The sequence below is a fragment of the Millionella massiliensis genome, assembly GCF_900104655.1.
Classification (GTDB): Bacteria; Bacteroidota; Bacteroidia; order Bacteroidales; family Rikenellaceae; genus Rikenella; species Rikenella massiliensis.
In genome coordinates, this window is record NZ_FNWD01000002.1 from 2349559 (window position 1) to 2363905 (window position 14347).

The following is a 14347-nucleotide window of genomic DNA, read 5'->3' on the forward strand; positions in this document are numbered from 1 at the left end:
TCCGGTGTTAGTTATAAATTGTCCTCTGATGGTGTGTCGGGTTCCGACGGTGTGTCCGGCTGGTCGAAACCGCCGCGGCGCAGAATGTTGCGATAGTCGCGGACGGAGTTGCAGAGCCATCGCAGCAGCAGTCGGTCGCGATCCTCCGGGGTGAGTTGCCATGCCACTCCGTTCTCGGGCTGGCGGATCCGCTCGGCCAGACGCTGGGCGACGATGGCGGCCGATACGGAGATGTTGAGGCTCTCGGCAAATCCGACCATCGGAATGGAGATCGTGGCGTCGGCGTGTTCCATCAGCCAGGGCGAGATGCCGCTCTTTTCGGTGCCCATGAACAGGGCGATGGGGCCGGCGGCGATGTCGAAGTCGGACGGGGTGTGGTTCTGTTCGGGGGCGTCGGGCCGCGGCGGGGCGGTCACGACGATCCGATAGCCGCGTGTGCGCAGGTGTTCCACCAGGCTGGGCGTGTCGTCCCACTTGCGGAGGTCGATCCACTGGTCGGTGCCGCGCACGATGTGCTTGTTGGGGGCGAAGCGGACGGTGTGCTCCACGGCGTGGATCTCCTGCAGCCCGAAGGCTTCGGAGCTGCGGATTACGGCGCTGGCGTTGTGCGGGTAGTAGATGTCTTCGAGGCACATGACCAGGTAGCGGGTGCGCCAGTCGAGCCGCCGGGTGAGGCTCTCGTACCGTTCGGGCAGCACGAACCGCTGCAGGTAATCGATCTTCTGTCGAATGACTTCGGGAGGATCGACCGGCTCGGGCTGCCGGGGGCGCGGAGCGCGGATGTCGTCCGGACGGAGCGAGGCGTTCAGGTCGCGGAGTTGTTGTTTGGTCGGTATGTGGTTCTCGCGGAAGTAGTTATTTTCGGTATTTGCCGTTTTTGTCGTCATCCTCAAGTATTTTCAGGTAGCTGATGTAGCGCGACTCGGCGATCTCGCCGCTCGCTACGGCGGCCGTTACGGCGCAGTTGGGTTCGTGGGTGTGGGTGCAGTTGTAATACTGGCAGTGGGGAGCGTAGCGGAACAGGTCGGGAAAGTATCGGGCCAGTTCGTCGGGGGCGATGTCCACCAGGCCGAATCCCTTGATGCCGGGGGTGTCGATCAGGAATCCGCCGCCGGTCAGGGGAAAGATCTCGGAAAAGGTGGTGGTGTGTTTCCCCTTGTGGTGGTAGTCGGAGATGGCGCCGGTCTTCAGGTGCAGACCGGGCTCGATGGCGTTGATGAGGGTCGATTTGCCGACGCCGGAGTTGCCCGAAAACAGCGAGGTGCGGCCGTGCATCCGTTGGCGCAGGGTGTCGATCTCCTGACCGGTGGTGGCCGAGATCTCGATCACTTCGTAGCCTGCACTGCGGTAGATGGCGCTGAATTCGTCGATAATCTCGCGATACTCGGGTGCCGCGAAGAGGTCCATCTTGTTCAGCAGGATCACCACGGGAATGTGGTAGGCTTCGGCGGTGACCAGAAAACGGTCGATGAATTCGGTGCTGGTGGCCGGAAAATCGAGCGTGACGACCAGATAGGCGGTGTCGATGTTGGCGGCGATGATGTGGCTCTCTTTGGAGAGGTTCGAGGCGCGGCGGATGATGTAGTTGCTGCGGGGACGGATGTCGGTGATGACGTTGTCGCCCTCCTCCTGGCCGATTTCGGCCCGAACGCGGTCGCCCACGACCACCGGATTGGTGGTGCGGCTGCCGCGCAAGCGGAATACGCCGCGTATCCGGCATCGTGCCTGCTCACCGGTGGAGGTGTCCAGTACGGTGTACCAGCTGCCTGTGCTTTTGATTACGATTCCCTCGATCTGTTTTGCCATGTTTGTTTGGGGGGAATAGGGTGCTTTACCTTTTAATATATTGTTTGTTTTGCCGGTGCGTCGATCGGGGCCTCTCGTGTCGTTTGGGACTCTCTCCGTGGCTCATGGTTGCGGTGAACACAGGGGAGGGTGAATGCTTCGGCCTGATTCGGGTGGCAAACTGTTTTCCCAATCTGACAAAGTTAATGTTTTTTCGGGGTTGCCGGTGCCCCGTTGGCATGGGTAGGGAGATTCCGGGGCGGGATGATGAAAAAAGACCGTTGGAGAGGGTTCCAACGGTCTTTTGATGGGAAGGGTGTTTCGTCTCGTCGCGCCGGGCTACTGGCGTTGTTCCTGTCGCATCGAAAGGGGGGTGAGCCCGAATTCGCGCTTGAAAAGTTTGATGAAGTGCGAAATGTTGTCGAAACGGCATTCATAGCCGATCTGCGAGATGGCTTTGTTGGTGGAGATCACCAGCAGCCGCGCATGAAGCAGGCGTTGTTTGATGATCCAGCGGTGGGGCGTGTCGCCGAAGATGCGCTGGAAGTCGTTTTTGAACGAGGTGAGGCTCTTGTTGGTCCGCAGGGCGAGCTCTTCGATGGTGAGGTTCTCGAAGATGGAGTTGCGGATGATGCTTTCGAACGGGTCGCTCAGCCGGTCGATGCATTGAAGCAGTTTGTGCTGCAGACTGAATTCCTTGTGCGAGATGACCATGTAGGCAAACTCGGCGAGTTTCAGGCGGAGCAGCTGCGGGTGTACGTTGAGGTAGTCGGTGTCGATGTAGGGCTCGAGCGAATCGAAGAAGAGTCGCATCTCGGGCCATACGCGGGTGCAGACGTGGGCCAGGGTGGGATCGGGACGACCTCCCTGCGGGTGGCGGATCTCAACTCCGTAGAGCGAGACCAGCGTGGACAGGGCGCCGGCCATGGTCTGGTTGTCGAATGTGATACAGGTCTCCTTGTAAGGACCGTCCGTCGCGGGAATGTTCTCGATGTAGTGTTTGCCCGGTGAGAGTACAAACACTTCGCCGGCCCGGATGTTGTATCGGGCCTGGGCGTACTGGATGGTTTTCGTCCCGTTGCCGACCAGGCCGATCATGTTTTCAGTGAGTTCGACCCATTCGGCACCGTGGTCTGCATGGGTGATGTATTGCCATACCGATGCAGTCCGGCCTGTTTCGTTTGTGATCATTGTTGTTGTCTCCGACATAAATTGGCAACAATTATAATTTAAAGAATATTCACCTGCCTCAAGGGGTACAAATATAATCCATAAATAAGTCTAAATGTTTTGTAATTGAACGGATAGTGTTAAACAAACAGCTTTTTGTGTTATCTATTTCCGGCCGATCAGGGCATATCGGTTTCTCCATATCAAGAAATGTACCAAACGGAAATTGAGGCGAATGTTTTGCAGGTTCCGATAGAAATCCTAACTTTGCGGGTCGAAAAGCCTGTGTGGCGATTCGTAAACTACCAATTACCAACATTTTATTCATCATTTACGGACAATTCTTATGAACCGTTACGAAACCGTTTTCATTGCGACCCCCGTTCTCTCGGACGCGCAGCTGAAAGAACTGGTCAGCAAATTCCAGGGTGTCATCACCGAAAACGGCGGCAATGTGACCTACACCGAAGAGTGGGGTCTGCGTAAGCTCGCCTATCCGATCCAGAAAAAAACGACCGGATTCTACACCCTGATCGAATTCGAAGGCGAAGGCCAGCTGGTCGACATCCTCGAAACTCAGTACCGTCGCGACGAACGCGTAATTCGCTTCCTGACTTTCAAACAGGACAAATACGCAACCGAGTACGCAGAAAAACGCAGAAACCTTAACGCAGCTAAAACTCAGGAGTAATCATGGCAGCACCGCAATCTGAAATCCGTTACCTCAATCCCGTATCTGTTGAGGTTAAAAAGAAAAAATATTGCCGCTTCAAAAAAGCAGGCATCAAATACGTCGATTACAAAGACGCAGAATTCCTGAAAAAATTCCTCAATGAACAGGGGAAAATCCTCCCCCGTCGTCTGACCGGAACCTCGCAGAAATACCAGAAAAAAGTGGCTACCGCCGTTAAACGTGCCCGCCACCTCGCCATTCTGCCGTTCGTAACCGACCTTCTGAAATAATTTTAACCGAGGAGAAGTAGAACACTATGGAAATCATCCTGAAACAAGACGTCGATAACCTCGGCAATAAGGACCAGATCGTTAACGTCCGTCCCGGCTACGCCAATAACTACCTCATCCCTCAGGGCTACGCTACCGCAGCTACCCCGTCGGCTAAAAAGGTATTGGCTGAAAAAATCAAACAACAGGCTCACAAAGAAGCCAAAATGATCGCTGACGCTCAGGCTGTGGCCGATAAACTCAACGGTGTGGCCGTTGCTATCGTTGCCAAAGCTGCTGAAGGCGGCAAGATCTTCGGTTCGGTGACCGCTGCTCAGGTAGCTGAAGCCATCGAGGCCAAAGGTTTCTCGATCGACAAACGCAACGTTAAAGTCGATACCATCAAATCGCTTGGCGAATACAAGGCTGTTGTCAAAATCTACAAAGACATCAAAGCTGAAGTTGCTGTTTCTGTTGCTGCCGAAGCAACCGAAGAAGCTGCAGCTGAGTAATTGATCGATCGGTGAGGGTGGAGGTCTTGTAACCTCGAAGCCCGGCTACTTCACGTTCTTATGATATTGTAAAGCGGTCGAGTATTACCGTCTCCGAGCTTTCAAAATCAAAAAAAGGTGCTTGTCCTCTACTTTGAGGGCAGACACCTTTTTTGTTTGGGAGGATTCGGCCTCCCCGTCAGAGAGGCTGCTAACGACACGAGCGATACGCAGTATCGCCGCTCTGCCACGAGCACGGTGCCTCCGGGCACTCCGTCAGAAGGGTTTTTAACGACCCAAGCGATACGCAGTATCGCTCGCTCCGCCGCGAGCACGCGGCCGCCGCCCGCGCAGGGCAGTCGGAGACCGGTTGTTGTCTCAAGCAAAAGCCCGCTCAAAGAGAAACGAACGATTCGCGCCGCTGGGCGAATCATTCGTTTCTCTCTATATCGCGTTTCGCGGGCTTTTTGATGCAGTGAACCGTACGGAACTGCCCTCACGCCGGTCGGGCGGTGCCTTCGGGCACCCCGAATGAGTGGTTTCTAACGATACAAGCGATGCGAAGCATCGCCCGCTCCGCCGCGAGCACGCGGCCGCCGCCCGCGCAGGGCAGTCGGAGAGCGATTGTTGTCTCAAACCAAAGCCCGCTCAAAGATAAACGAACGATTCGCCGTTGCGCGAATCGCTCGTTTATCTCTATATCGCGTTTCGCGGGCTTTTTGATGCAGCGCATCGAGAACGGTACGGAACTGCCCTCACGCCGGGCGGGCGGTGCCTTCGGGCACCCCGTCAGAGTGGTATTGCCTCGAATCGGGGTGCGGCGAATACTTTACGTTTGTTGGCTGTCAATGTAAACAAATCATTGCTCCGCCGCGAGCATGATGGCTTCGGGCACTCCGTAGGAGTGGTATTACCTCGAATGCGGGCGTACCGTGGTGACTGGCGTTGAATAGCTGTGAAGGTTATGCTATGCGGGAAACGACAGTTCAAAGGCGTTGCCATATTTGTGTAATTCTAAAATCGTAGAGTCATGTTTTTCACAGGTTACGGACCCTATTACAAGGCAAACCTGCGTTTAGCACTGCCCGTTATCATTTCTCAGGTAGGGCAGTATTCCGTCCAGATCGTTGATACCGTGATGGTCGGCCACCTCGGTGAGGCTGTGCCCCTGGCGGCTATTTCGTTCGCCTATGCGCTCTCCTGGCCGATTCTGTTCCTCGGTACGGGGGTGGCGATGGGCCTGACGCCGCTTGTCGGTAAGAGTTTTGCGCGTGGCGACCGCATGCGCAGCGCCTCGTTGTTTAAAAATTCGCTGTTGCTGGGTGTCGTAATGAGTGTTGTGTTGATGCTGTTGCTGGGGGTCATGATTCCGGCTATGGGGTACATGGGGCAGGATCCGGCGATTCTTCCCATCGCACGCGGTTATATGTGGTACCAGTTGGCCTCGGCGCTTCCGATGATGCTTTTTGCCAGCTGCAAACAGTTTCTCGAGGGAATCGGCAATACGTCGCACACCATGATGATCGCCATTTTCGGCAATGTCCTGAATATCGTGCTGAACGGGGCGCTGATCTACGGCTGGTGGATATTCCCCGAGATGGGGGCTGTCGGAGCCGGTGCTTCGACTTTCATTGCCCGTGTGGTGATGGTCATCCTGTTTGCAAGGCTGATGTTCAAAAATGAAGATTATCGTGATTATGTACGGTTGTTCCGTCGCGTCGGGATTACCCGTTTCCGGATCCGTCGGTTGCTCAACGTCGGGCTGCCGATTGCCATGCAACTCTTTATCGAAATGACGGCATTGAGCCTGATGGCTGTCGTGATCGGTGTGTTCGGGGCGGTGCCGCAGGCTGCGCACCAGATTGCCGTCAACCTGCCATCGCTCAGTTTTATGGTCGTGACCGGACTCTCGGCGGCGACCACGATTCGGGTCAGTCAGGATTTCGGGCTCAGGCTCTATCCCTCGATGCGGCGTGCCATGAATGCTTCGGTCCACCTGATCACGGCATTTACGGTGTGTGCCTCGCTGCTTGTCTTTGTTTTCGGTCGGCAGATTGCCGCGCTCTTTACGGACGAACTTGCGGTGATTGACATTGCCACCTATCTGTTGCACTATGGGTGTATCTTTATGGTGATCGACGGTTTTCAGGGGGTGATTCTTGGTGCGCTGCGCGGCTTGACCGAGGTGAAGCGTCCGATGTATTACGCCATTTTTACCTATACCTGCATTTCGGCGCCCGTGGGCTATGTGTGCGGTTTCGTGCTGGGGATGGGGGCTGCGGGAACGTGGGTTGCCTTTACGACCGGTCTGGCCGTGTTGGCGTTGCTGTATTACCGTCGGTTCCGCAGACGTTATGCCGAGTTGATGGCGGGGATGGCGGATTAAAGTTATTAACAGGGCTAACTTGCTGATTACAAATCTGACCGTATAGGTTTTTAACCGTTTGTCAACATTGCTTTCGGTGGTTGTTGCTAACTTATCCACAATTTCGGAGCGAATGTTCATCACTCTTTTCACCGCCTGTTCACGTGAGGGAGGAGTTGGTTGTTGATAATTCTGTGAATTGTTTGGGCTACCGGGAAGGTATACGGCGAATTATTAACAGCTATTGTGAATGATTCGGCGAGTTTTTACACAATCATCGGAGGATAATTTGATGCGGATGTGGAAATGTGAATAAGATTGTTAATAACTCCGTCCCGTAAGGCGAGTGATAATCGATGTAGGGTAATGATTCGAAGATAGGAGTTTCGAACGGAATGTGCTATCTTCGTAGGACGAGCGTGTGGGCGGAGGGGTTGGAGGAATGTAGAGGCACGGCGTGAAATGTGGTGAGGGACGTTGCTCGCGAAAACATTTTGTAAACAAAAAAACGGCTCCGGGAAGTGCTGCCGATGATAGTGGGCGCAACGGCGCGGGGCCTGATAACAGACGGAAGGATGAGTACAAACGATACGATTTTTATCCGCCCCGATGCGGCCGAATGGCGTGACCTGGGCGGAGGGGTTCGGCGCCTCGTAATGGGCCACGACGACCGGATCATGATGGTCAAGGTCGAATTCGCTGCGGGTGCCGAAGGGGCGCCGCACCGTCACCCCCATTCGCAGTCGTCGCTGATCGAGCGGGGACGGTTCCGCGTAACGATCGGAGGTGTGGCCGAAACGCTCGGGGCGGGCGATGGCTTTTTCGTGCCGTCGGGCGTCGAACATGGTGTGGTGGCGTTGGAGGCGGGGACGATTGTCGATGTCTTTGCCCCGGCTCGTGAAGATTTTTTGTAGTGCGAGTGTTCTGCCGGGTAGTGCGATTGCCCCGCGGCGTATGGAACGTGTGAGCGGACTGGGGGCAGTCTGTGTGTTGTGGAGCTCACTGCCACGGCGAGTGCGGGCGTCGCGAAAATGTATAAAGGTGGAGATGGGAACGGGGTTGAATATTAATCTAACATCGAAATGAAAATAGCAGTCGGGATTACGGGGGCCAGCGGTGCGATCTATGCCGAGCGGTTGTTGTGGCGTCTGGTGGCGTCGCGCGAGGCGGGGAGGATCGAGGCGCTGGCGGTGGTCTTTACGAAGAACGGACGCGACGTGGCCCGGTTCGAACGGCCGGAGTTCCTGTCCTGGCTGGAGAAGCAGGTCGCGGACGGTCGGGTGGCGGAGTATGCCGACGATGACTTCTTTACGCCGTTGGCTTCGGGTTCGGCCGGGTACGATGCGTTGGCGGTGGTGCCGTGCAGCATGGGGATGGCCGGACGGATCGCGGGCGGCGTGTCGGACGATCTGATTGCTCGGATGGCCGATGTCATGCTCAAGGAGAACAGTCCGTTGCATCCGCGTCAGTTAATCCTCTGTCCGAGGGAGACGCCCCTCTCGCTGATTCATCTGCGGAACCTCACCGCGCTGCGCGAAGCGGGCGCCGTGGTGCTGCCTGCCGTGCCGTCGTTCTACACGCGTCCCACGACGATCGAAGAGGCGGTCGATACGGTGGTTCTGCGCCTGCTGTCGGTGCTCGGGCTGCTGCCGGATGATTTCCGCGGATGGCAGGAATAAATTTGACTTTTCGGGGGAATAGTTTTACATTTGCATTACATAACCAACTCAATTCATTTACTCATGGCTTATAAAATCGATCCCGACAAATGCGTTGCCTGCGGCACCTGCATTGACGAATGCCCGGTAGGGGCTATTTCGGCCGGCGATGTTTACGTTATCGACGCTTCGGCCTGCACCGAATGCGGTACCTGCGCTGACGTTTGCCCGGCAGAAGCTATCGCTCCGGAAGCATAAGCGGGAAATCCGAAAATGGACGGGGATGTGTAAATGGCTTTGCACATCCCCGTCTTGTTTTTTGATATAGCGTGGTTCGGCGGCAATGAGACAGGTCTGCATGACGCGTACCTAAAAAATGCTCCCCCGGATGCGAACCTTCGATAGTGGTTCGCATCCGGGGGAGTCGTTTTTGTTCAGACGGTGCGGTGGGTTATTTCTGGACCCAGACTTTCACCCAGTCGATCTCCATCTTGACGGGGAGCGTGGCCGGATCGACCGGTCCGACCCAGCCGCCGCCCAGCTGCATGTCCAGCAGCAGGTAGTAGGCCTGGTCGAAGGGGAACTGCCCTTCGAGATCGGTCTCGATCTTCGGATAGGTCAGCGTCGGCTGGCCGTTGAGCGTGAAGACCACTTTGTCGGGATAGAACTCCACGCCGTAGGTGTTGTACTCGTGGCGGTTGATCGGCACGGTGGTGAAGCGTTGCGGGGTGTCCTGCTTTAGGTTCAACGTGTAGTGCGAGTGGATGGTCTGGTAGACGAATTCATCGTGGCTGAGGTGCTCCATGATGTCAATCTCGCCGTTCTTGGGATATTTGCCGTACTTCTCGTCCTGCGAGAGCATCCAGAATGCTGGCCATGACCCCTGGGCCTCGCCCAGACGCGCACGGATCTCGACCTTGCCGAATTTGACCGAAAATTTGTCTTTGGTCCATACGCCGCCGGTCAGGTATTGGGCGGTGTCCTGGTCGCGACGGTCGTTGATGATGCCGTGCAGAATCAGGTTGCCGTCCTTCACTTCATACAGATCCTCGCGGGGGGACATGTAGTTGTCCCAGTCGGAACCGCCGCGCGGTATCTTCGACCACTTCTCGGGATCCAGAAAACCGTCTTTCTTGAAGTCGTCTTTCCAGATCAGTTTCCACTTGGGAGCCTTCTCCTTTTTCTGTGCGGTGGCTGCACCCGGCAGCAACAGCAGGGCGGCACCGACGAGCAGGGCGGTGCGGTAGAGTTGTTTTTTCATGGGGTGTTATAATTTGGTATGGGGTTTATGCTATGTGTGGTTATGCTTCGTCGGGCTGCATCACCTTTTCGACCTGTTTCTGGGCCTTGAGCAGCTTCTCTTTGCAGAGAGTGATGAGGGTGGTGGCGCGTTCGACGTAGGCGCCTAACTGGTCGATGTCCAGCTCGTTGTCGTTCATCTTCGCGAGGATCTCTTCGATCTCGGCCACAGCTTCGGCGTAGGTGATCTTTTCGGTGGAGGTTGTCTTAGCCATTGGGGTGTGAGGGGATTTTGGAGGTTACGTTTGCATGGAGGGTGCCGTCCTGCAGCTCGATCCGGAGGCTTTGTCCTGTGTGGACTTCGGTGACGCTGCGGACGCCGCGCACGATGGCGTAGCCGCGGCTCAGGATGCGTCGCGGACTGGCGGCGTTGATCGATACCTGCAGCAGCTCGAGCCGTGAGCGGGTGCGTTCGATCAGCCCTTCGGCGGCAGCGGCCAGCCGTTCGCGGGCATAGCGCATGCGGGCTTCGCCGGCGGTCAGACGCTGGGCGGTGCATTGGCTGACCTGGGTGCCGAACGAGGCGCAGCGGCGCTGTTCGTTGGTGAGGCGTTCGGTGGCGGCGATCCGCAGGCGGCTGCGCAGCGAGTCTAGACGGGCCATACCCGTGTGGAGCTGCTGCACGGTGCGGGTGGAGAGCAGCAGACCGGCATTCTCGAGGCGGTTGCTCTCCTGGATCAGGGTCTGGCGGGCCTGCCCGGTCAGCGTCTCGTAGAGCGAGTCGAGGCGGGTCTCCATCTCGGCGGCGCAATCGACCAGGTAGGCGGCGACGGCCGTCGGGGTCTTGAGCGAGGTGTGGGCCACCATGTCGGCGACGCTGACGTCTTTGTCGTGGCCGATCCCGGTGATGACGGGCAGCGGAAACTGGGCGATGTAGGCGCACAGACGGTAGTTGTCGAAGCAGCCGAGGTCGCTGGTCGAGCCGCCGCCGCGGATGATGACCACTGCGTCGAACTCCGTTTCGCGGCCGGCGATGGCGTCCAGTGCTCTGATGATCGAATCTTCGGCGGCGTCACCCTGTACGACGGCTCCGAAAAGGGTCAGTTCGAAGCGGTAGGGCGAGGCGTCGATCTCCTGCATGAAGTCGCGGTAGCCGGCGGCCTTGGCCGAGGAGATCACGGCTATGCGTTGCGGCACGTCGGGCAGGGCGAGGGTCTTGTTCATCTCGAAAACTCCCTCTTCCTGCAGCTGGGCGATGGTCTGGCGACGCAGCCGTTCGGTTTCGCCCAGCGTGTAGGCGGGGTCGATGTCGCTGATGACGAGGCTCAGTCCGTAGACGGGGTGGTACGAAACGGTGCACTTGACGAGCACTTTCATGCCGGCATTCAGATCGGTGCCGGTCTGGAAGCGGAAGTAGCCGGAGATAAGTTTGTAGGTGCTGCTCCAGATCACGGCGCGTGCCTGTGCGACGGGGGCTTTGCCGTTGGTCTGCCGTTCGACGAGTTCGAGGTAGCAGTGGCCGGAGTAGTTGACCTTGCATTCGCTGATCTCGGCAACCACCCAATGGGCACCGCCGGCGTATTGCTCGATGACGGTGCGCAACTGCCCCTGAAGGGCCGACAGGGTGATGTAGTTCTCCATATTGTACAAAGATAACTTTTTTCGCCGGGTTCGGTACGCACGACGCCCCTTTCTCTTACCGTGGGCGGGAGCGGAAAGGGGCGTCGGGTGGAGGAAGTGTGTTGATGGCCTGCTGTACGGGGATTTCGGGCGGGCAGCTGGCCATCAGTGGAGATTGCGGGCGAGTAGCGTGGCCTGAACGGGAGATTTCGGGTGGTGGGCAGCTGTGGCCAGAGCAGGGCTTCACAGGCTGACAGCTGGGGCCGGAAGGGGGACTATTTCGAGTAGTAGCGGTCGAGGAGTTCGCGGGCGGCGACGAACGAACTGATCTTGTCGTCGAGCACGCGTTTCTCGTATTCGGCCAGCAGAGGCTCGATCCGGGGCGACTTGTAGAAGTTGTCGCGCAATTCGGAGTCGATGGTTTCGTACATCCAGTACTTGGCCTGGCGGCTGCGGTTGCGGTCGAAGTATCCGTTGGATTTGGTGAACTTCAGGTAGTCTTCGATGCCGAGCCACAGGTCGGTCAGCCCGTGCCCTTCGGTCGACGAGGTGGTGTAGACGCGGGGCTTCCACTCTGATTCGGGCATCGGGAAAAGGGCCAGGGCGTTCAGAAACTGACGCTTGGTGAGCTCGGCACGCTGGACGTTGTCGCCGTCGGCCTTGTTGATGGCCACCATGTCGGCCATCTCCATAATGCCGCGCTTGATGCCCTGCAGCTCGTCGCCGGCGCCGGAGATCTGGATCAGCAGGAACAGGTCGACCATCGAGTGGACGGCGGTCTCGGACTGGCCGACGCCGACGGTCTCGATGAAGACGACGTCGAAACCGGCGGCTTCGCACAGGATCACGCTTTCGCGGGTCTTGCGGGCCACGCCGCCCAGCGACCCGGCCGATGGCGAGGGGCGGATAAAGGCGGCGGGGTTGTGGACGAGGGTCTCCATGCGGGTCTTGTCGCCCAGTACGGAGCCTTTGGTGCGTTCGGAGCTGGGGTCGATGGCCAGTACGGCCAGTCGATGCCCCAAACCGGTCACTTTGCCACCCATCGCTTCGATGAAGGTCGATTTGCCGGCGCCGGGAACGCCGGTAATACCGATCCGAACGGAGTGGCCGGAGTGGGGCAGGCAGCGTTCGATGATCTGTTGGGCCAGGGCGTGGTGTTCGGGCAGCAGGCTCTCGGTCAGGGTGATGGCCTGGCTCAGGATGGTGATGTTGCCGGCCAGAATCCCTTCCACGTACTGATCGGCCGTGAGGCGGTGGCGCTTGGGACGCTTATAGTAGGGGTTGACCACGGGGGGCTGTTCGACGCCGCCGGCAACTTCCAGGGCGCTGTCTTTGAATGTCTCTTTATGGTGCTCTTCGTAGTGTTCCACGGGATCTTTCGTTTTGGTTGCTGGTGAGGTAAAGGTACGAATTTGGTTCGGTTATTCCGCAACGCGGATGGTTTTGTTCTCCGGGAGGTGCTGCGTTTTCGGTGCTGAATGGGGGGCGAGAACCGTAAGGCGGTGTTGGAGGGTGGCCGCAAAAAAAGAGCTCTCTCCCGCCGTGGGGAAAGAGCTCTGAGAGTAATCGGGGCCCGACGGATTACATCGGGTCGGCCATGTTCTGGATGGGTTTGTGGTATTCGCCTGCTTCGAGTTTGCCGCGGCATGCCTTGAAGGCGTTGAGGGTGTATTCCACGTCTTCGAGGGTGTGAACGGCGGTGGGGATGATGCGCAGGATGATCTCGCCCTTCGGGATCACGGGGTAAACGACCACGGAGCAGAAGAGGTTGTGGTTTTCGCGCAGATCGACCACGATATTCGTAGCGTCTTCCACGCCGCCTTTCATGTAGACGGGGGTCACGGGCGACTGGGTCACACCGATGTCGAAACCGGCTTCGACGAAGCCTTTCTGGAGGGCGCGAACGATGGTCCAGAGTTTTTCGCGATATTCGGGATGGGTCTGGATCAGTTCGAGGCGTTTCATGGCGCCTTTCACCATCGGCATGGGCAGCGATTTGGCGTAGAGCTGCGAACGCATGTTGTAGCGCAGGTAGTTGACGATGTCACGGTCGGAAGCGACGAAGGCGCCGATACCGGCGAAGGATTTGGCGAAGGTGCCGAAGTGTACGTCGATCTGGTCTTCGACGCCGAAGTGTTCGGGCGTACCGGCGCCGGTTTTACCCATGGTGCCGAGGCCGTGGGCGTCATCGACCAGGATGCGGAAGTTGAAGTCCTTCTTCATGGCCACGATCTCGTCGAGTTTACCGAGGTCGCCTTTCATACCGAATACGCCTTCGGTGATGAGCAGCACGCCGCCGCCCTGTTTTTCGGCCAGTTTCGAGGCGCGTTCGAGCATCTGACGGCATTTGGCCATGTCGTTGTGGTGGTAAACGAATCGTTTGCCGCCCTTGGCTTTGTGGATCAGCAGACCGTCGATGATGCAGGCGTGGGCTTCGGAGTCGTAAACAATTACGTCGCGGGCCGTGGCCAGGCAGTCGATGATCGATACCATACCCTGATAACCGAAGTTCAGCAGGAAGGCGTCGGGTTTATGTACGAAGGCGGCCAGACGGCGTTCCAGCTCTTCGTGGTATTTGGTCTGTCCGCTCATCATGCGGGCGCCCATCGGGGCGGCCATCCCGAATTCACGGGCGGCTTCGGCGTCGGCGGCCATCACTTCGGGGTGGTTGGCCAGGCCAAGGTAGTTGTTGAGGCTCCAGTTCAGCATCATTTTGCCGCGGAACATCATCCGGGGACCGATGGGGCCTTCGAGTTTCGGGAAGGAGTAGTAGCCGTGGCTCAGCTTCTGGTATTGACCGATCGGGCCGCCGGCATCCTTTTTGATTCGTTCGAAAATATCCACTGTATGGTAAATTTGATGATTTAACGGAAAATTTTGGGACAAAGGTAGCCTTTTTTCAGTTCCGCTATCCGCGTTTCGGGTAAGTATAAAATCGTATTTTGTTGTTATGTAGCTCGTCCGGGGGGAAGATACGGGGGCTTCCGGTGGAAATATTGCGAAAAATACGCTATCTTTCGGTTGAGGCAAAGGTTGCACGGCGTGGATGGTCTGCTGTCCGGCTGGGTGCTGTGTGT

At 57.4% G+C, this 14347-nt stretch carries 15 protein-coding genes; 7 read left to right on the top strand and 8 right to left on the bottom strand.

The genetic code is table 11. The features are described from left to right. Positions 1–11 precede the first annotated feature (11 nt). The 3 genes from BQ5379_RS09000 to BQ5379_RS09010 all read right to left on the bottom strand — a co-directional run bounded on the left by BQ5379_RS09000 (position 12) and on the right by BQ5379_RS09010 (position 2976). Entirely contained in the window at positions 12–887 is an 876-nt protein-coding gene (locus tag BQ5379_RS09000; RefSeq protein ID WP_083377685.1) for a TrmH family RNA methyltransferase, read from the bottom strand. After that, positions 856–1794, bottom strand: a complete 939-nt coding sequence (gene rsgA, locus BQ5379_RS09005; protein WP_071135610.1) for a ribosome small subunit-dependent GTPase A — start codon at positions 1792–1794, stop codon at positions 856–858. Before rsgA ends, BQ5379_RS09000 begins: the two co-directional genes overlap by 32 nt. Before the next feature lie 330 nt (positions 1795–2124). After that, positions 2125–2976: an AraC family transcriptional regulator gene (locus BQ5379_RS09010; protein WP_071135125.1), complete on the bottom strand. Its 852-nt coding sequence runs from the start codon at positions 2974–2976 to the stop codon at positions 2125–2127. A 325-nt stretch (positions 2977–3301) separates the two neighbouring features. Between BQ5379_RS09010 and rpsF the strand changes: the two genes are divergently transcribed. The 7 genes from rpsF to BQ5379_RS09045 all read left to right on the top strand — a co-directional run bounded on the left by rpsF (position 3302) and on the right by BQ5379_RS09045 (position 8669). After that, positions 3302–3646, top strand: a complete 345-nt coding sequence (gene rpsF, locus BQ5379_RS09015; protein ID WP_071135126.1) for a 30S ribosomal protein S6 — start codon at positions 3302–3304, stop codon at positions 3644–3646. Positions 3647–3648: 2 nt separating this feature from the next. Beyond that, positions 3649–3918, top strand: a complete 270-nt coding sequence (gene rpsR / locus BQ5379_RS09020) for a 30S ribosomal protein S18 (protein WP_071135127.1) — start codon at positions 3649–3651, stop codon at positions 3916–3918. Between the two features lie 26 nt (positions 3919–3944). After that, positions 3945–4409 carry a 50S ribosomal protein L9 gene (rplI, locus tag BQ5379_RS09025; protein WP_071135128.1) on the top strand — a complete coding sequence of 155 codons (465 nt, stop codon included), beginning with the start codon at positions 3945–3947 and terminating at the stop codon, positions 4407–4409. Positions 4410–5418: 1009 nt separating this feature from the next. Next, positions 5419–6774, top strand: a complete 1356-nt coding sequence (locus BQ5379_RS09030) for an MATE family efflux transporter (protein WP_071135129.1) — start codon at positions 5419–5421, stop codon at positions 6772–6774. A gap of 554 nt (positions 6775–7328) precedes the next feature. After that, entirely contained in the window at positions 7329–7667 is a 339-nt protein-coding gene (locus BQ5379_RS09035; protein WP_071135611.1) for a cupin domain-containing protein, read from the top strand. A 168-nt stretch (positions 7668–7835) separates the two neighbouring features. Continuing rightward, complete coding sequence (locus BQ5379_RS09040) at positions 7836–8432, top strand: UbiX family flavin prenyltransferase (RefSeq protein ID WP_071135130.1); 597 nt, start codon at positions 7836–7838, stop codon at positions 8430–8432. A gap of 63 nt (positions 8433–8495) precedes the next feature. Further along, a complete protein-coding gene (locus tag BQ5379_RS09045; protein ID WP_071135131.1) occupies positions 8496–8669 on the top strand; it encodes an indolepyruvate ferredoxin oxidoreductase subunit alpha in 174 nt (57 codons plus the stop codon). Between the two features lie 193 nt (positions 8670–8862). On the opposite strand, the gene BQ5379_RS09050 is transcribed toward BQ5379_RS09045, so the two are convergent. The 5 genes from BQ5379_RS09050 to BQ5379_RS09070 all read right to left on the bottom strand — a co-directional run bounded on the left by BQ5379_RS09050 (position 8863) and on the right by BQ5379_RS09070 (position 14114). Next, on the bottom strand, positions 8863–9672 hold the full coding sequence (locus BQ5379_RS09050) for a glycoside hydrolase family 16 protein (protein ID WP_071135132.1): 810 nt from the start codon (positions 9670–9672) through the stop codon (positions 8863–8865). Between the two features lie 40 nt (positions 9673–9712). Continuing rightward, positions 9713–9925: an exodeoxyribonuclease VII small subunit gene (gene xseB, locus BQ5379_RS09055; RefSeq protein WP_071135133.1), complete on the bottom strand. Its 213-nt coding sequence runs from the start codon at positions 9923–9925 to the stop codon at positions 9713–9715. Then, on the bottom strand, positions 9918–11291 hold the full coding sequence (xseA, locus tag BQ5379_RS09060; protein WP_071135134.1) for an exodeoxyribonuclease VII large subunit: 1374 nt from the start codon (positions 11289–11291) through the stop codon (positions 9918–9920). Before xseA ends, xseB begins: the two co-directional genes overlap by 8 nt. Before the next feature lie 254 nt (positions 11292–11545). Continuing rightward, the gene (gene meaB / locus BQ5379_RS09065) at positions 11546–12640 is read right to left on the bottom strand and encodes a methylmalonyl Co-A mutase-associated GTPase MeaB (protein ID WP_071135135.1); all 1095 of its coding nucleotides are present in this window, start codon (positions 12638–12640) and stop codon (positions 11546–11548) included. Between the two features lie 211 nt (positions 12641–12851). Continuing rightward, positions 12852–14114, bottom strand: a complete 1263-nt coding sequence (locus tag BQ5379_RS09070; RefSeq protein ID WP_071135136.1) for an aminotransferase class I/II-fold pyridoxal phosphate-dependent enzyme — start codon at positions 14112–14114, stop codon at positions 12852–12854. Between the last annotated feature and the right edge of the window lie 233 nt (positions 14115–14347).